The organism is Dyadobacter subterraneus, assembly GCF_015221875.1.
Classification (GTDB): Bacteria; Bacteroidota; Bacteroidia; order Cytophagales; family Spirosomataceae; genus Dyadobacter; species Dyadobacter subterraneus.
In genome coordinates this window covers 5,649,854-5,668,867 of sequence record NZ_JACYGY010000001.1, presented here as the reverse complement: position 1 = coordinate 5,668,867, position 19,014 = coordinate 5,649,854, and the positions used below count along the sequence as shown (strand labels likewise).

Sequence of the window (19,014 nt, the reverse complement as noted above, 5' to 3'; positions counted from 1 at the left end):
AAGCCAGTTTTCCTGCGTCGTTTGAGATCTTAATCTTCCAAAATTTCATAAACATAAACAGAGACCGGCGGTAACGTCAGCGCAATTCCGGTTGAAGTTATTTCTAATGGCTTGATGTTGGGTGTTAATATCAGCAATGGAAAAACCTGCTTCAAAATATAAGATCCTGTTGATTTCAGTTTCAAAGTATCGGTCCAGGCATCCTGCGGAATACGCACATTGGTATGACAGGATTTTTCTTTGTCGAAATTATAAATGAACAGAAGTTTCTGTTTGTCGGTGTAGCGCAAATAACTGTAAACGCGGGTTTTATCATAATCCTGGCTCTGTCCGTCAATATTTACCCATTGAAGGTCATAAAAACTTCCGGCATAAACAGCCTCATTTTTGGTGACGAATTTGTTCAGACTTTCATAAAAAGCATGAAGTTTTTTCTGATCGTTGCCCAGCAATTCACCATCAAATTTTCCGCCATTCGCAAATTCCTGGATTTCCGGAACACTCCAATAATCGAAAATCGTTGTCCGCCCATCTTCTCCCTGAAAACCTTCGGATGTATTTGGGTTTACACCCAATTCCTGTCCGAAATAAATCATCAAAGGTCCGGTATGTAAAGTGGCGCTAAGGGTCATGGCAGGAATCGCAATCCACGGGTCACCGGCAAAATATTTTGAGGCAATACGCTGTTCGTCATGGTTTTCCAAAAAACGCAGCATATTTTCAGAGATATCGCCGGATTCCTGCTGCCATAATCTGGTAATATCTTCAACCGTTCCGCCGCCTTCCATTAATCTGCGAAGAGAATTATAGAGGCCAACCTTGTCATACAAATAAGTAAACTTCCCGTTTCTCAGATAATTATGATATTGGGCCGGATTGTAAATTTCTGCAATGAAAATAATTTCAGGATTGATCTTTTTGATTTCCGGAATAACCCATCCCCAGAACTCAACCGGCACCATTTCCGCCATATCACAGCGAAATCCATCGACTCCCTTGGTAGTCCAGAAAGTCAGAATATCCCGCATCTTCAACCAGGTTGAAGGAATCGGATCAAAATACGTAGCATGCCCGTTCAGGTAATCTACACCGTAATTCAGTTTTATGGTTTCATACCAGTCGTACTGGCTTGGCTGCGCCTGGAATACGTCATTTCCGGTTGCTTTTGCCGGTCTTTCCATGTATGGAGCCGTAACGTTAACCGGCGGTTTATGACCTTCGGGAACGATAAAATCCTGGTTTGGAATGTAGTAAAAATTGTTGTTCGGACTAAAACTGACAGAAGTATCATCATCTTCCCCAAAATCCTTAATCCCTGCTGAACGCGCTGTATCAGAATGATATTGACGTGAAACATGATTAGGCACAAAATCGATAATCACTTTCAAATCAGAGTCATGCGTTCTTTTTACCAAAGCCTCAAACTCCTTCATCCGGTTAGCTATATCCACGGCCAGATCCGGATCCACATCATAATAATCCTTAACGGCATAAGGCGATCCCGCCATTCCCTTGACAATCAGCGGATGATCTGTTTTTATGCCAAACTCTGAATAATCAGTTAGGGTCGCGTGTTCAATAATTCCGGTATACCAGACATGCGTGATCCCGAACTTTTTAATCGCTTCCAGCGCAATGGTGGTGATGTTATTAAATTTCCCGGAGCCGTTTTCGGAGATTGTTCCGAATACTTTATTGGTTGTATTTTGATTATCAAATAATCGGGTAAAAATCTGATAGATGATATGTTTATCTTGATTTATGGCAGGCATAGCAGGTTTTCGGTGTATAAAACAAAAATACAAACAACAGGCACCGGGCTTATTATTTGTTTGAAATAAAAAGAAACGTTTCTTTGACAAGTAAAATTCGTAAGGTAGCGCTAATGTCAGGTTTATTGCTGATTATAGAATTACTTTTTTGAAATAACGTTTGATTACGTGAGCAAAACGCTCTTTTTACTATTTTGCAAGATATTAAATTTTAAAATGATATGCCGACTGTTCAAGCTTGCCTTTTTGATCTGGATGGAGTGATTGTAGATACCGCCAAATACCATTATCTCGCCTGGCGCCAGCTAGCCAACCAGTTAGGATTCGATTTAACACTGGAACAAAATGAGTTGCTTAAAGGAATCAGCCGGATGGAATCGCTGGAAATTGTGCTTGGGATAGGCGGGGTTAAATTAAGCGAAGAAGAAAAATTGAAGTTTGCTGCGGAGAAAAATGCGCAGTATCTGGAATTTTGTAAACAAATAACACCAGAGGATGCACTTCCGGGTGTACGGAATTTTCTGGATGAATTAAAAGCAGATTCAATAAAAACAGGGTTGGGATCGGCGAGTAAAAATGCCAAAACCATCCTGACAAACCTGGATATGCTTGATTACTTTGATACAATCGTTGATGGAAATCGTGCAACAAAAGGAAAACCTGATCCACAGGTTTTTTTAATGGGCGCGGAAGATTTGTCGGTTGCACCGGAACATTGTATTGTTTTTGAAGATGCAGTGGCAGGAATTCAGGCTGCAAAAGCGGGAGGAATGATTGGCGTGGGTATCGGGCAGGCCTCAGTTTTGACGGAAGCAGATTATGTGATGCCCGGTTTTGATGGCGTCACAGTGAAAGATCTCTTCGAAAAATTAAAATAACAGTACAACCAGAATTCGAACTGCCAAAACTAACCGCCAAAAGCTGAAAGCCAATAGCTAAAACCAATGAAGAACTACATAACACACGACGAATGGAGTATTGTGGAAGATGGTTTCCATGCTGCTAATAATGAAATCACGGAAAGTCTGATGAGCCTCGGCAACGGTCGAATGGGCCAGCGGGGGAATTTTGAAGAACAATATACAGGAAAAACTTTACTGGGAAATTACGTCGCCGGCGTTTATTTTCCTGATAAAACCAGAGTTGGCTGGTGGAAAAACGGCTATCCGAATTATTTCGCCAAAGTACTTAATGCTTGTAACTGGACAGGAATTGACATAAAAATAGGAGATGAAACACTTGATTTAAATACTTGTCAGGTTGAAGATTTTCGCCGGGTGCTGAATATGCAGGAAGGGACGCTGGAACGTATTACCACGGTTCAGCTTGCCAGCGGAAAACGGTTGAAAATCTATTCCAAGCGGTTTTGTAATATGGTAGATGACGAATCCGGAGCGATACAGTATTCAATTACGCCGCTGGATTTTACGGATACTTTTACGGTTACGCCTTATCTGGATGGAAATATTAGTAACCGGGATTCTAATTATGACGAAACTTTCTGGAATGAAATCCATAAGGAAACCAGTTTTTCAGAGGGTTATCTTGTTTTGGAAACGAAGGAAAATCCATATGGTGTAGAACAATTTCAGGTGGCAACAGGGATGGCTTTTGATATAAAAATCAATGGCTTGAAAACCGATTACCAATCCTTACCAGCGCGCCGTGAAAAATATGTTGCCGGCGTTGTGCATATTGAAGTGAAGGAAGGCGATGAGTTGACGATTTTTAAATATGCGGTCAATTTGTCGTCAACCAATTATGAAAAAGATCAGCTGATTCCGGAAGCTAAGTCCTATATCAAACGCATTTCTGAAAAAGGTTTTGCGCAATTGTATGCGGAACATGTTAAAGCCTGGGCTGATAAATGGGAGAAAAATGACATTACCATTGAAGGTGATATTGCTGCGCAACAAGGAATCAGGTTTAATATTTTCCATTTAAACCAAACTTACACCGGAGAAGATGAACGGTTAAATATTGGCCCGAAAGGATTTACCGGGGAAAAATATGGTGGAAGTACCTATTGGGATACGGAGGCTTATTGCATCCCGTTTTATCTTTCAACAGCGGATGAAAAAGTTGCCAGAAATCTGCTCGTTTATCGTCATAAACATTTGCAGAAAGCCATTGAAAATGCAGAAAAACTAGGATTTAGCGGCGGTGCTGCACTTTATCCAATGGTGACTATGAATGGTGAAGAATGCCATAATGAGTGGGAAATTACCTTCGAAGAAATCCACAGGAACGGCGCTATTGCTTTTGCGATTTATGATTATGTAAGATATACAGGAGACGAAAGTTATTTGTCGGAATATGGACTTGAAGTTTTGATCGGAATTTCCAGATTCTGGAAACAGCGGATTACCTGGTCGGCTGAGAAAAAACAGTTTGTTATGCTCGGCGTCACCGGGCCTAATGAGTATGAAAATAATGTCAATAACAACTGGTATACCAATTACATCGCGTGCTGGACGCTTCGTTACACGCTGGAAGTGATCAGCAAACTTTGGGGTACCGAGCGTTTGAATGAAATCATTTTCCAGACTCATTTCAACCTGAATGGTGAAATGGCAGATTGGAAAAATATTGTTGACAACATGCATTTTCCTTATGATCCTGAAAAACAGGTTTATTTGCAGCAGCAAGGATTTCTGGATAAGGAAATATTAACCGTAAACGATATTGCAGATCATCGTCCAATTAACCAGAAATGGTCGTGGGACAGGATTTTGAGATCTTGTTTTATCAAACAAGCGGATGTTTTGCAAGGTTTGTATTTGTTTGAAGATGACTTTTCAACTGAGGAAATCAAACGGAATTTTGAATTTTATGAGCCGATGACGGTTCATGAATCTTCACTTTCTCCTTGTGTACATTCCATTCTTGCAGCAAAGATCGGTTTGAAAGAAAAAGCCTACGAAATGTACGTGCGCACTTCGCGACTTGATCTTGACGATTATAATAACGATACCGAAGATGGATTACACATTACATCTATGGCTGGCACATGGATGAGCGTTGTGAAAGGTTTTGCCGGTCAGCGTGTGAAAGATGGCGTATTGGTTTTAAATCCATACATTCCGGAACAGTGGAATTCTTATTCTTTCAGGATCGGTTTCCGTGGCGCTTTGCTTCGGGTTGAGGTAACGCAGGAAGGCGTGGCGGTTGAAAATATTTCGGATCATGATGTTACTATTTTGATAAAAGGAGAACCTCTTCTGATAGCTGCCAATTCGACAGAGAGAAAATAATTAATTTAAGATAAATCAGTATTTTATTGATCCGGTGAACTTGTGTTTACCGGATCAATAAAATATACTTTATCATGCAAAAATTTCCTCACCTCTTTTTCTTCATTCTTCTATTAAGTTTTCAGGTCAATTCTCAAAGTTTAAACACGCTTTCTGCACAAGAGAAAAAAGAGGGCTGGAAACTGCTTTTCGATGGGAAAGATTACAAAGGCTGGCATGCGTATGGCGCCAAGGAAGTTGGTCCGGCATGGATTGTTGAGCAGGGAGCAATTAAACTGAATGTTCCTGAACGTGCAGGAAACAAGGCAAAAGGCGGCGGGGATATTGTAATTGATGAAGCCATAAACGGCGATTTTGAATTTAAAGCTGAGTGGAAAGTCAGTAAATATGCTAATAGCGGTATTTTCTTTTTTGTAAAAGAATTGCCTCAATATAAAAACATGCATGACACAGGGTTGGAACTTCAGGTTATTGACGACAAGATTTATGAAGGCGCCAAGGAAAATACGCACCGCGCCAGCGATTTTTTCAGTGTCGCCAATGCACGTTTAAGAGAAGGAAATCCGGAAGGGGAGTGGAATCAGATTCATTTTATTATTCAGAAAAATAAATTGACAGTTTTCCAGAACGGATTTATGGTTCAGGAACATGACCTTGCAGGAGCCGACTGGAAACAACGTATTGCGAATAGCGGACTAAAAGCTGCACCGATCGCAAAAGGATCTTTCACCGGAAGAATTGGTTTGCAGGATTGGGGGAGTACCGTTTGGTACCGCAACATTAAATTGAAAAAGTTGTAAAACATTCTTAATAAGTATATAGCAAGAAAAAATTAGACAAAAGAATTATAATGCCACGGTCAATAAGTAATTTTTGATAATGTTGTTCATTTATAGTACGTTAGTAATCGCGCTAGCCCATGGGTCATGATAAGGAAGATTACCCGCTCGTTCTTGATCGTTATGTCGGTGATGTTTTTGGTTTGTGTAAAACAGCCAGCATCAGCGCAGGATTTTAGTGCTTGCCAGCGATACCTGAAAGATTTGCTGGTTATTTTCAACCGCTCCTTCGAAGAAAATAATCCTGCATTATTAAAAACACCTGAGTACCAATATCAGCTACGCGAACTTCAGGCTGAATATTTAAAATACGACAAGCAATCTTTTATGCCGTCAGATTCTGTTCAGCGGCTGAATAATGAGGCGATTGTACTTGCGCTTTCCGGAAGTTATTTAAAAGCACTGCATATTCTGGAATCTGTCGACATGTCGGGGCAGGATGCTCAGCTGCAATACAACAGAGGCTTGTTCAATCTTTTGAGCCGGAAATTTCAGGCTGCGCGAGATGATTTTTCCAACGTATCCAATCATTCTTACAGCGTTGTAAATTCTATCGTCGCCTACGGAAAAGAAAAGAAATTCTCGGATGGTCTTAGCTTTGCCCAGGCAAACCAGCAAAAGAATTCTGAGGGGAAATGGAGTTATAATGTTGGCTTGATCTACAAAAAAACCGGACTTCTTCCAGAAGCCACTGATGAATTCTCAAATGCTATCAAGCAAAAAGACGAGATTATGGCTTATCGCTTGCAGCGTGGCGATATTTTGATGCGCACCGGAAATCAGAAAAAGGCGGTCAAGGATTTTGAAAAAGTTGCCCGCAAACATGCCAAAGCGCAAATCCGATATGCCAATGCCTTACTTGCGTTAAACCAGTTTGGAAATGCCAAGGCAGTTTTTGAAAGGTACCTGGAAAGTGATGACAAAACATTTCGGGGCGACGCTTATCTGGGCATTGCTCATGCGTTTTACGGACTAAACCAGATCAGAGAAGCGCAGCAATATTATCGTCTGGCTTCAACTATCAAGCGCGAAACGCCTGCTTTGCTTTCAGGTATTGGCAACACCCATTTATCCAACCACGATTATCAATCGGCATTTAATTCCTTTGACCGCGCCATAAAAAAGGATACTTCTTACTTACCTGCTTATCTGGGAAGAGCTGTTGCGCATTATGGAATGAAACAGTTTGAACTCACGTTAGCGGATTTCAAAAAGGCGGAATCGATCATGGATCCGGAAAATAAATTTTACGCGGATTTGTTCGTCACACGTGGTTTTACACAATATTATTTGAAAAAATCAAAGGAGGCGCAGGACGATTTTACTACCGCAATCCGTCTGGATGGAGCACGCTATGAGGCTTTGGCAGGTATGAGCAGCATCATGATTGATCAGAAAAGGTATTCTGAGGCTGGCCAATTTTTGAGCAAAGCGCTTAATTATGAACAGAATTATGACCGTATGTGGAGCAATTATGGAAACCTGCTTTTACATTTTGATATGTTTAAGAAAGGTTATAATGTTTTCAAAAAAGCCATTTCCCTTAATTCTGAAAATATTAAAGCGCAAAATGGATGGGGCGTAACTTTGCTTGAAAATGATCAGCTTGATAAATCCATGGCGTTGTTTGACAGTCTGGTAAAGGAAAATCCGGAATTGCCTTATTTGTATAACAATCGCGGCATTGTACAGGCTTACCTGGGAAATCGTCATGAGCAGCGTCGTCAGATTGAAGATGCAAATGCCCGGTATGAAAACTCATTTCTCGATTTTAAAATGGCCATGGAAGTTGCACCTGCCCGGAAATTTTATAATGTAAATCAAGGAAATGTCTACAAATACTGGCAGAAATATGACGAAGCTTCATTGAGCTATCAGACCTATCAGGATAAGAGTGCGCTTAATAATACCGCTGTCATGTACGCGGGACAACAGAAAATGAAGGATGCGAAATATTACCTTGGCGTAGCGATTGAAATTGATTCTTTACACCGTGTATTTCAGTATAACATGAATATTCTTGTGAAGGGAAAACAAAATGAAATGATGAAGCTGGTTGCTTCGGCGGGTGATGACGGACCTTTTGCAGATATTGGCATAAAATACAGCAGGGATGGTTTTGTGACGATCTATCTTTATGACTACGAATATGATACGTTGGCGTTCAAAGGAAGACATTATATGCCGTTGCCCGTAGCTGAGTATAAGGAGGATTATTTTATACCGGAATACGATTTCAAATTTCTTCCATACCCGAAACATAAAGATATGGTGAAAACTAAACGAGGGAAGTATAAATCACAGAAAGTTAAAATGCCTGGTAAAAAGGCCCGAAGCGGGACGCAGTGCCCTGTTTTCTAATTCTATTTATTCCTAAATAGAATATTATATTCCCCTGTGTATTAATCTCCACAAAGGTGTGATTTGGTTGCCCATTTCGGGAAATGAGTTGAAATTGGATGGATTAAGAATGGATTTCGATCCTAATCCTGAGGGAAAAGATTTTTGACTTCAACAAAACTAATAGGCTTGTCAAGAAAATAATCGGCGCCTTTTCTTAGTGCTTCTTCACGAAGATTCGTCATAGCACTCATCATAACTACTTTTCGATTGTAAAATTTCCCGCTGTTTTTAATTTGTTCTATCTCATTAATTCCTTTCCCGTCAGGTAAGTTATTGTCGATAAAAACCCACTCAGGATTCAGTTGATTGATAAAACTAATGCCTTCATGAAGTGTGGTAGCTATTTTTACTATGTCAGGAGCTTTTACATTAAGTTGTTTAACCAAAAAATTGCGCATCAGTATCCCCAAATCTTTTTCATCTTCAATAATTACAATTTTCATGGTTACAATCTAAAATAAGTAGTCAGTAAAATTTGGAGTCAGTGGTTAGTAGTTTTAACGTTTACTTAAATGTCCCCTTCACACTTTTCATAAATTATTAAATTTCACTGACAATAACCTTGCCATATTATTTGTATAATTTCAAATCAAAACCTGCACAGATTAATTTAATCCGAGTTTTCGGAAAGCTCTTCCCCATCTTGTAGAACCCCGTCCCATTTATGTATAGTAGTAATTTTGATTTTTAAAACCGAAATGAGCTTTCTCATTGATAATTTAATTGATCACATTGTATAATCAATTGATTTTTAAATTGTTATAAATATTAGCACCCGAATTTGCAAACCCGGGTACAAGATTTTAGCCAATTAGTTTTATCATCAATTAATTTATCAAAAACCATTATTAAAAAAATATTATCATGGTAAACAGTAAAGTGTTTTGGGGAATTGTAACAGCTGCGGCTGCCGGTGCGGTAATAGGGATGCTTTTTGCGCCTGAAGAAGGAACTCAGACTCGCAAAAAGATTAAGAAGAAAACAAACAGTTTGGCAAGTGAATTGATCGATGCGCTTGAAAAGAGCAAACAAAAGGCTGGCGAAACGGCTGATGATCTTAAAGCGAAGGGTGAGCAATACAAAAATGATTTCAAAGACAAAGCAGAAGAAGTTAAAGAAGATGCTGCTGACGAATTTGACAAATATAATTAAGAAATGTCCGGGTGGTAAAATATTATCACCCGGATTGAATAACCAAACTTATTACACTTCATCTCATGAAAACTCAAAAAATAAATAAGGAAAAAGTAGAAGATTCACTTCATACCGCCTCTTCCTATGTGAAGGATTTGTTTGGTGCAACTGCGCCAGGCGGACTTGCCGGAAAAGGAATTGAAATGGGTGTTGGTGCTGCACTGGCAAAAACTGTTTTGAAACGTTTGCCTGTCCCGCTCAACTTTATCGCACCGATCCTTGTTGAAAAAGTTATTTTGAAACACGGTGTGGAACAGGGCAGGGAGATTCTCCTGAAAGGTTTAAGATGGATCAAAAAAGCTACCGATGAAGAAATTCCTTTTGAACCTGTGTTTGATAAATAATTAGAGGATTTTCGGAACCAGACTTTTAAATTAATTCAGCAAAGATTCTGCTGGAAGATATATATAAAAATTTGCTCCATTTTGTCCGGTACTTTCTGCAAAGATATAGCCATTATGGTTTGACACTACTCTCTTGCAAATTGCGAGACCTATTCCGGTCCCGGCAAATTCATGCTGCCCGTGCAGTCTCTTGAAAATTATAAAAATCTTCTCGGCAAATTCTTTTTTGAAACCGATTCCGTTATCACTAATCTTGATCTGATGGAATTGAATGTCGCTGTGTGATGGTTTAATTCCAGGAATAATTTCTCCTTCAACCAGACGATGAGTAATCCTGATAACAGGCCGGATATTTTCCTGGTGATATTTTATGGAATTGGAAAGCAGGTTTTGAAAGAGCTGGACCATTTGTGAGCCATATCCTTCAATGGTTGGGAGAACCTCAGCATGTATTGTTGCCTTATTTTCCAAAATCATTTCAGACAAATTTGATTTTGCATCAGACAACGAATTGTTGAGGTTAACCATTTTTACTTCCGCACCTGTTTTAACAATTCTTGAAAAGGCAAGCAAATCGTTAATCAATAACTGCATACGCTGGGCAGATCCGTCGATCTTGGCCAGCATCATAAAAATTTCTTCCGAAACTTCATTTTTATATTTGCTAACAAGTCGATCCGAAAATGATCGTATCTTCCTCAGCGGCTCCTGCAAATCATGGGATGCTACATATGCAAACTGTTCCAGTTCGCTATTTGAGCGGTTCAGATTTTCGATTTTATTTTCAAGATCCACCCGGTAAAATTTATTTCTCCTTAATTCGCGATCCAGAAGAACAAAAGCTGAGGAAAGGAAAACAATTGCTACAAGCATAATGATCCAGTTATATCTATAAACCTGAGCGGTATAATTTTCCCGGCTTTGCATACGGTTGTACATGAGCTGATCCTCTACATGACGCATTCTGACAATGAGTTTTGTCATAGAATCTACCTCTGCATTTTTTCTTTTTGACAGAACAAAAACAATAGCCGTATTGAGGGTATTTCCTCCTGTTGTCAATCGGTTTGTATAATTTTCAAAATGAGTATAATGTCCTTTAAATACGCTTAATCTTTTACGCTGTGCATGATTTCCGTTCATGAGCGAATCAAGTTTAAGCGTTAACGGAGGTATGATTTTAAGCGCGGCAAGAGTTTTGTTTATGTAAGCGGTATCTTTTAAAAATAAAAAGCTGTTGGTATGGTGAGTCGTTTCATAAATTGCAGATGAAATCTGATGGAGTCCGCTGATAACCCTTTGTGTCTGATTAACCTTTTCAGAATAATTGATAAGTTCCCGGTTAATTTCGTTGTAACTGTATGATAGAGCAATGATTAGTAACAGTGAGGTGCCAAACAGGAATCTGGTAATTAATGAAAGCGAATGTTCACTAAGCGTACGGTTGAGGAGAGAAAAGGTAGAAAGTTTCATAAATAAGCGTTGTGTGAAAAATCTACATTTCGAATTAATATACTCAGTCTGTGGAAATATGTACGCAATATTCGGATTTTGCTGATCATGGTTAAGTAAGTTAGGATAAAGTATAGTAAATTTAAAAGATGTATGTAGTAAGTCAACTAGAGGGACCCTTTTGATGTTAAGTTTCGGTGACAATCCGAAATATACCAGGTTTCAATTCAAACGATATCATTAAAGAGAACTTTTAATATTACAATTAATTGCTATATGCAAAGACAAACGCAGACGCAACGACAAACCCTTAAATATTCTCCTCTTCAGATTCAGATGCTGAATTTATTGCACCTGACCACTATGGAGCTTGAGCAAAGAATTAAAGAAGAATTAGAGGAAAATCCGATACTGGAAGAGGGTAAGGAAGATACAGCTTCAGAAGATACAGCAGATGAATTTCAGGATGCCGACGATGCCGGCACTTCAGGGGAAGATGACTATCCGTCGGTTCAGGATTATCAGGACTGGGATGAGTTCAGAGACGACGATATACCGGACTATAAAACTTATGCAAATAATCAGTCGGCTGATAACGAATTGTATACCCGCCCAATGGTGGAATCAATTGGTTTCAGAGACGATCTGAAGCAGCAGGTGCATTTTTTAAGATTGGATGAAAGACAGCAGCTTGTTGCAGATTTTATCCTTGATTCGCTGGATGAAGATGGGTTCCTGAGACGAGAAAGTGAAGTAATTGCTGACGACATTTCATTTGCCAACAGCATGTTCATTGATACGGAAGAAGTGGAAATGATGCTGAGAGTAATCCAGCAGCTGGATCCTCCCGGAATTGCTGCCAAGGATTTACGCGAATGTCTGCTGATTCAGCTTCAGCGTATTGAAAATCAGGATGAATGTTGGGGATGGGCTTACAAGATTGTTTCCGATACGTTTGATGAGCTGGGTTCAAGGAATTATGATAAGATCATGCGTGTTTTAGGCATCGATGAAGAATGCCTGAAAAAGGCCATTCAGCTTATTACTACTCTTAATCCAAAACCAGCATCCGGCCTTAGAAACGATACGCTTGTTAATGAAAGTATCAAACCGGATTTCATGCTGCGATATATTGAAGACAGTGAAATTGAAGTGCAGCTGACCTGGGGAAACAGCCCGGCGTTACGTCTGAATAAATTATTTACCCAAATGGCAGAACAAAAAATTGATAAGGCAACGAATCAGTTTTTGAAAAACAAAATGAATTCTGCCAAATGGTTTATTGACGCCATCAAGCAGCGTGAAAATACAATGCTTAGCACGCTAAGAGCGATCGTCAAACTGCAATATGAATATTTCCAGACGGGTGATATCAAGAAACTCCGCCCGATGATTCTTAAAGATGTGGCAGAAATTATTGATATGGATATTTCCACCGTATCACGCGTTACCACAAATAAATATGTACAGACACCTTTCGGAATTGTTTTATTGAAAGACTTATTTACAGAAGGTGTTACCAATGAGGATGGTACAGAAGTATCAAACCGTGAAATTCAGGAAGCGATTCGTGAAATCACGGCAGCTGAAGATAAACGGCATCCATACAATGATCAGCAAATTACCGACTTATTATCAGAAAAGGGTTATTCCGTTGCTCGCCGCACTGTAGCCAAATACAGAGAGCAATTAAATATTCCAACCGCACGTTTGCGGGTTACCATTTAATTAAGAAAGCACTTATTCCACATGAAAAAAATAGTAGTGGTCGATGACGAAGCGGATATTTGCTTCTTGTTAAAAAGATTTTTGTCAAAGAATGATTTTATTGTTGAAACAGCACTGACCGGAAAAGACGGGCTTGCGCTAATTGAATCTTTCGAACCGGATCTTGTCATGACGGATTTCCGATTGGGCGATATTACCGGTACAGAACTTCTGAATGCGATCAAATCCAAGCGCCCTCATGTGCCGGTTTTGATTATCACAGGATATTCTGACATAAAGATTGCGGTAAACGTAATGAAACTGGGGGCGTATGATTACATCACAAAACCTCTTTTTCCGGATGAAATATTAGTTACTGTTAAAAAAGCCCTTGCAGATGCAGAGGCGGAAAGAACAGGCGAAACAGAATATGTAACTTCTGGCAGCAATTCAGATTCTGTTGCGCCAAAAGCAGCCCGTAAAACTTCTCACAAGATGAAAGCGGGTTACGTAATGGGACAGAGCGAAGTTTCGGATAACCTTTTCCGCCAGGTTGATCTTGTTGCTCCTACCAATTTCAGCGTAATTATTTATGGAGAAAGTGGTTCAGGAAAAGAAGCAATTGCGCAGGAAATACATAACAGATCACGCAGAAAGGATATGCCATTCGTGGCAATGGATTGCGGTGCTATTTCAAAAGAACTTGCCGGCAGCGAGCTTTTTGGTCATGAAAAAGGATCTTTTACAGGAGCTTTACAAACCAAAATTGGTCACTTTGAAATGGCAAATGGCGGTACTTTGTTTCTTGATGAAGTTTCCAATTTGTCATATGAAATTCAGGTTGCATTGTTACGTGTAGTGCAGGAGCGTAAAATGCGCCGTATAGGTGCGTCGAAGGAAATTGAACTAGATGTTAGAATCATTGTAGCAAGTAATGAAAGATTGCTGGATGCGGCCAGAAATGGTAAGTTCAGAGAGGATCTTTACTATCGTTTTAATGAATTTACGATTGAAGTTCCGGCATTGAGAAACCGTAAGGATGATCTTTTGCTTTTTGCAACGACTTTCCTGGAAACTACAAATGCAGAATTGTCTAAAAACGTAAAAGGATTTTCGGATGAGGTAATGAAGGATTTTGTCAATTATTCATGGCCAGGTAATTTAAGAGAGTTGAAAAACGTGATTAAACGTGCAACGCTTTTATCTGACGGTGAATTGATCGAGGAAAAATCTCTTCCTTTTGAAATTGTTAATCATAGCAAACTGAAAGATCTGGACGAAGAAATTGCACCTGCGCCTGTCGTTTCAGCTCCGGTAACACTTGAAGCCGCGGAAACGGATGACACAAAACCTAGTCTTAAAACAGTTGCAAACGAAGCTGAGTATGACATGATTATGCAGGTTTTGAGAGATGTTAATTTTAACAAAAGTAAAGCTGCACGTTTGTTAAATATCGACCGTAAAACGCTTTATAACAAGATGAAACAATTTGATATTTAATAGATTGAAAAATCAGTTATATCCATTTTCCTTTTATGATATATTAAGTGCATCGCCAATCGGATTCCTCGTTTGCGGAAGCCATGACGAAATATTGCCAAATGCAGATCCTGAGTGTTTTTATGCAAATAATGCTGCACATCAATTAACAGGAGTTTCTGATTTTGAAGGATTTACATTAAAGTCGATATGCGGAGCGCATTTCGACTTTAATACTTTAAGGGAAAACAATTCTCTCAATTTTCAATTTAATAAATCAGGAATCTGGTGTAAAATTGATAAGTCTGTAATAGACGAAGAATATAATTTGTACACGCTTACCGATATTTCGGCCGAAAAAAATGTGGAGGCTCAACTGGCTTATCTGCAAAAATTGTCGGCCGAGGCGGAAGAAACCATGGAATTCGGCAGCTGGATCTGGGACATACAAAATGCCAGATATGAATGGACGGAAGGAATGTATAAGCTTATGGGTTATGGCCCGGAAAGTTTGCCCATAGAAAAATTAAGCAGTGCAACTTTCAAAAAAAATATACATCCGGACGACGTAGCGCTTATCTCAGAAAAATTAAAGAATGTACTTTCCTATACCGATGCTTATATTCTGGAATTTAGGATTATAGCAGAAGATGGGGAAGAAAAATATCTGTATGTACGCGGACACAATTCGATTGATGAAATTACAGGTCACAATATTTCAATCGGAACAGCTTTTAATGTTACAACATTGAGAGAAATACAAAGTGAACTGGAAAGAAAAGTTAAGGATTTGAATAAATCCAATGAGGATCTTGAAGAGTTCGCTTACGTGGCCTCGCATGATTTGCAGGAACCGCTGCGTAAAATTATTTCATTCGGGGAGCGTCTGGAAAGCAAGACAAAAGATATTCTGGATAAGGAGCAGGAAGTTTATCTGAGCCGTATTTTAAGTGCTACCAGGCGTATGCAGAAAATGATTAACAATCTGCTGGAATTTTCGAGAGTTACCAGTTCATCCAATGTTTTTGAACCGACAGATCTGAATGATATTTTAGGAAGTACACTTAGCGATCTGGAAGTAACCATTCAGCAAAAACAGGCTGTATTGAAAATTGATAAGCTGCCGGTAATTGATGCCAACCCGACCCAGATGTCTCAGCTTTTTATCAATCTTATTTCCAATTCTTTGAAGTTTACAAAACCTGATACAGCTCCGGTGATTTCGCTTCAGGTAAAAGAATTAACAGTTTCAGAAGCGTTGAAAAGAAAAATGCCTGTAGAAAAAAAATATATAAAAATTACCTTGAAAGACAACGGGATAGGATTTTCAAATGAAAATGCGTCCCGTATCTTTACGATTTTTCAACGTTTAAGAGGTCGCTCGGAATTTGAAGGAGCTGGCATTGGACTTTCAGTATGTAAAAAAGTTGTTGAAAGTCATCATGGAATTATTGAAGCATTTGGAATCCCTGATCAGGGAGCAACGTTTGAAATTATTCTTCCTGTAAGCCAAAATTAATTTAAGATTTATCCCACCTACATCTAATGAACAGTAAATTGATTACCGTACTTCTGGTTGATGATGATGAAGATGATTACTTTCTTACCAGAGAGTATTTTAACGATCTTATCAATTGGAAATTCGATATAACCTGGTGTGCAACGTATAAAGAAGCGATTCACGCCATCCAAAATAAAAAATTTGATCTCTACTTCTTTGATTACCTCCTAGGCGAACGCAACGGAATTGACCTGATTGAAGAAGCCACTACGCTCGAATGTGAAGAACCCATGATTCTTCTGACAGGAAAAGGAGATACCAAAATAGCCGTTGAAGCACTGCGCCTCGGAGCTGTGGATTATCTGATAAAAAACGAACTGGATTCTGAAAAGCTGGAACGGACAATTCGTTACGCCTTGGAGCGGACCTCCGTTTTAAAAGCGTTGCGCCATAGTGAAAGACGTTACCGAAGGGTTTTTGAAGAATCTAATGACTTTCTTTTTATCAGTGACCTGGAAGGTATTATTACCGATTTTAACACATCTGCCTGCACGCTTACGGGATATTTACCAAAAGAATTGAAAGGAAAAAATATCCTGGAAATTGTTGATGATCCTAATTTTGGTATTGTCTGGGATGGCATTGAAGATCGGGCGATACAGGATTTTGAAGTTAGGATTGCTACGACGGACGGTGAGAAAAAGTATTGTGTTTTTTCAGCTTCCATGGAAATGGATGAAGATAATCCTTATGTTCAGGGAAGATTGCATGATATAACAGCACGGAAGCAGTCGGAAAGAGAAAGACTTTTTTCTGAAAAACTGGCTGTGACAAGCCGTCTTGTAAGAATGCTTGCGCATGAAGTAAGAAATCCACTGACGAATGTAAACCTATCGGCAGAACAGCTGGAAATGGAACTGGTGGATGAAGACCAGAAATTTTATACCCAGATCATCAAGCGAAATTGTACCCGTATCAATGATCTGATTACGCAATTATTACAGCCTTCGAGCTCGTCTGATATTGTTTTGGTGGATCAGTCTATTCATTATATTCTCGATGAGGCAATTTCCGCTGCTTATGACCGCATGCAGTTGAAAAGAATTAAAATTGTTAAGGCTTATGCGGAGGAGGATTTTTGTATTCCTCTGGATTCCGTTTCACTGCAAATGGCATTTTTAAATCTAATTACCAACGCTATTGAAGCGATGGAGGAGGATAAAGGTATTTTAAGAATCACAACCAGAATTCAGGCAGATTCTTTGCAGGTTATTTTTGCGGACAACGGTTCAGGCATAAGTCAGGAAAATATGGACAAGGTTTTTGAACCTTATTTTACAGGTAAGAAAAACGGAATGGGACTTGGCCTTGCCACAACATTAAATATTCTTCATGCACATCATGGACGTATAGACGTGCAATCCGAAGTAGGTGAGGGGACAACTTTTACTGTTAGCTTCTCTGAAAAATAATTGTTTTCTAAATCAGGTATTTAACCAAAATCGGCACGGTTTTATTTAGATAAAAGAATCCCTTGTTAAAGGGATTTTTTTTGTTTACATGTGGTGACCAAATGTTTTTTCCTATGTCAAATAACAGATTGATATAAGCTTGATAACTCCTTTATTATGAAAATGATTATTTCGGAATTAGGTATATTATTGTCAGATGGCAGAGTCGAATCTGAGAAAAACCGGCTCTATATGCGAATAATAGGTTTTTTTAGAATTTACCTGCTCGCGTTGCTGTTGAGTTTCATCTCAGGACTGATTCTGGTTTTCTTTTTTGATATTTTTAATCTCGAAAAACCTGTAAATATTTTTCTACAATCTTTTACCCAACGATCCTGGTTTTATCAAATCGCATTGGCCTCGCTGTACGCGCCCATAGTTGAAGAAACACAATTTCGCCTTTGTCTTAACTATTCCAAAATAAAATTTGCGGCGTTTACAGGTATCTGGTTTTATTATTTTCTGCATAAATTCATGCACGGTTATGGTCTTTTTGGTGAACATGATCAAACTTCTATTGCTATTGGACTAGGCCTGATTTTAATGGCAGCCGTCTATAGTTTCCTGCATGAGCATAGCGATGTGGATAGTCGTATGGAAAAATTTTGGGAGAAACATCACAAAGTTCTCTTCTATGTATCCGTTATCAGTTTTGGTTTTCTCCATGTGACTAATTTTGAGGGTGGTCTGTATTCGCTTTTACTAACGCCGGTGATAACACTTCGCCAAACCTGTCTGGGTTTTATGCTAGGTTATGTCCGTTTGAAATATGGATTTTTATATGCTGTGTTACTCCATTCAGCATATAATCTGTCCTTTTTCCTTTTTTACTTTGCAGTCCATTTTTAAATAGGTGGTCATTTACATATACAACAATCAAAAAATCAACCCTCATCTGGTTTCAGGATGAGGGTTGATTTTTTGTAAGCCGTTCTATAAAGAAATATTAGTGTCTTCCGTTATTTCCTCTTTTGTCGTTTCCGTTATTGCGACCGTTGTTATTGTTTTTTGAATTATTATTTCTGTTGTTGTTATTAGCTTTCACAATAACTTTTGTTTGTTGTTTTTCCCATTGCTGATGTTGTGGATGCTGAGCGCTTTGGAAGTATTTCTGATCTCTGCTATCACGAATGATTTGCTGGTTGTGCTGACCTTTGTATTTCGCATATTTGGCAACATATACGCTGTTACGTAAATAGGGTCTTGCTTCATTTACAACCACCTTGTAGCTATTGTAGATATCAAAATTACGGTAGCGGGCAGGAAGGCTTTGACCATAAATCCACTGATTTCCGTTTGGATAAACATACTGCGCTCTGGCTACATCATAATAAACATTAATATCCGGCAAATAATAAAAATCTACATGATCATAACCCACCGGACCCCACGCTGGTTGCTGGCCGATATTGATATTTACACTGATTTGTGCCTGTGCTTGCGGAGCGGTGATAGCTGCAAATAAAACGAACATGGCTGCGATTATCTTTTTCATGATTTCTGATGTTTATAAAGTTTGTTTCTGTGTTTTGTGATTCTATGACACAGAGACAACCCA

15 protein-coding genes are annotated in these 19,014 nt (G+C 39.0%); 11 read left to right on the top strand and 4 right to left on the bottom strand.

Annotated elements, in window-relative coordinates:
- Positions 1–29: 29 nt before the first annotated feature.
- The gene (locus tag IEE83_RS23695; RefSeq protein WP_194122949.1) at positions 30–1,772 is read right to left on the bottom strand and encodes an alpha-amylase family protein; all 1,743 of its coding nucleotides are present in this window, start codon (positions 1,770–1,772) and stop codon (positions 30–32) included.
- Between the two features lie 221 nt (positions 1,773–1,993).
- Here IEE83_RS23695 and pgmB point away from each other — a divergent pair, with 221 nt between their 5' ends.
- The 4 genes from pgmB to IEE83_RS23675 all read left to right on the top strand — a co-directional run bounded on the left by pgmB (position 1,994) and on the right by IEE83_RS23675 (position 8,226).
- Positions 1,994–2,650, top strand: a complete 657-nt coding sequence (gene pgmB, locus IEE83_RS23690) for a beta-phosphoglucomutase (RefSeq protein WP_194122948.1) — start codon at positions 1,994–1,996, stop codon at positions 2,648–2,650.
- A 66-nt stretch (positions 2,651–2,716) separates the two neighbouring features.
- The gene (locus IEE83_RS23685; RefSeq protein ID WP_194122947.1) at positions 2,717–5,026 is read left to right on the top strand and encodes a glycoside hydrolase family 65 protein; all 2,310 of its coding nucleotides are present in this window, start codon (positions 2,717–2,719) and stop codon (positions 5,024–5,026) included.
- Positions 5,027–5,100: 74 nt separating this feature from the next.
- Complete coding sequence (locus IEE83_RS23680) at positions 5,101–5,826, top strand: 3-keto-disaccharide hydrolase (protein WP_194122946.1); 726 nt, start codon at positions 5,101–5,103, stop codon at positions 5,824–5,826.
- Positions 5,827–5,952: 126 nt separating this feature from the next.
- Positions 5,953–8,226 (top strand): tetratricopeptide repeat protein, encoded by a 2,274-nt coding sequence (locus IEE83_RS23675; RefSeq protein WP_194122945.1) that lies wholly within the window; start codon positions 5,953–5,955, stop codon positions 8,224–8,226.
- 122 nt (positions 8,227–8,348) lie between these two features.
- Here IEE83_RS23675 and IEE83_RS23670 read toward each other — a convergent pair whose 3' ends face one another.
- Positions 8,349–8,711 carry a response regulator gene (locus IEE83_RS23670; protein WP_194122944.1) on the bottom strand — a complete coding sequence of 121 codons (363 nt, stop codon included), beginning with the start codon at positions 8,709–8,711 and terminating at the stop codon, positions 8,349–8,351.
- 421 nt (positions 8,712–9,132) lie between these two features.
- Between IEE83_RS23670 and IEE83_RS23665 the strand changes: the two genes are divergently transcribed.
- Together IEE83_RS23665 and IEE83_RS23660 are read left to right on the top strand one after the other, a co-directional pair.
- Positions 9,133–9,420, top strand: a complete 288-nt coding sequence (locus IEE83_RS23665; protein WP_194122943.1) for a YtxH domain-containing protein — start codon at positions 9,133–9,135, stop codon at positions 9,418–9,420.
- A gap of 65 nt (positions 9,421–9,485) precedes the next feature.
- Complete coding sequence (locus tag IEE83_RS23660) at positions 9,486–9,806, top strand: hypothetical protein (protein WP_194122942.1); 321 nt, start codon at positions 9,486–9,488, stop codon at positions 9,804–9,806.
- Positions 9,807–9,836: 30 nt separating this feature from the next.
- Here IEE83_RS23660 and IEE83_RS23655 read toward each other — a convergent pair whose 3' ends face one another.
- Positions 9,837–11,279, bottom strand: a complete 1,443-nt coding sequence (locus IEE83_RS23655; RefSeq protein WP_194122941.1) for a sensor histidine kinase — start codon at positions 11,277–11,279, stop codon at positions 9,837–9,839.
- A gap of 255 nt (positions 11,280–11,534) precedes the next feature.
- On the opposite strand from IEE83_RS23655, the gene rpoN reads away from it, so the two are divergent.
- The 5 genes from rpoN (at position 11,535) to IEE83_RS23630 (ending at position 18,305) form a co-directional block, all read left to right on the top strand.
- The gene (gene rpoN, locus IEE83_RS23650; protein WP_194122940.1) at positions 11,535–12,986 is read left to right on the top strand and encodes an RNA polymerase factor sigma-54; all 1,452 of its coding nucleotides are present in this window, start codon (positions 11,535–11,537) and stop codon (positions 12,984–12,986) included.
- A 21-nt stretch (positions 12,987–13,007) separates the two neighbouring features.
- Complete coding sequence (locus IEE83_RS23645; protein ID WP_194122939.1) at positions 13,008–14,465, top strand: sigma-54-dependent transcriptional regulator; 1,458 nt, start codon at positions 13,008–13,010, stop codon at positions 14,463–14,465.
- Between the two features lie 4 nt (positions 14,466–14,469).
- Positions 14,470–15,963, top strand: coding sequence for a sensor histidine kinase (locus IEE83_RS23640; protein ID WP_194122938.1), 1,494 nt, complete (start codon positions 14,470–14,472; stop codon positions 15,961–15,963).
- A 26-nt stretch (positions 15,964–15,989) separates the two neighbouring features.
- Positions 15,990–17,417: a hybrid sensor histidine kinase/response regulator gene (locus IEE83_RS23635; protein ID WP_194122937.1), complete on the top strand. Its 1,428-nt coding sequence runs from the start codon at positions 15,990–15,992 to the stop codon at positions 17,415–17,417.
- A 156-nt stretch (positions 17,418–17,573) separates the two neighbouring features.
- Complete coding sequence (locus IEE83_RS23630; RefSeq protein WP_194122936.1) at positions 17,574–18,305, top strand: CPBP family glutamic-type intramembrane protease; 732 nt, start codon at positions 17,574–17,576, stop codon at positions 18,303–18,305.
- Between the two features lie 97 nt (positions 18,306–18,402).
- On the opposite strand, the gene IEE83_RS23625 is transcribed toward IEE83_RS23630, so the two are convergent.
- Positions 18,403–18,951, bottom strand: a complete 549-nt coding sequence (locus IEE83_RS23625; RefSeq protein WP_194122935.1) for a hypothetical protein — start codon at positions 18,949–18,951, stop codon at positions 18,403–18,405.
- Positions 18,952–19,014 lie beyond the last annotated feature (63 nt).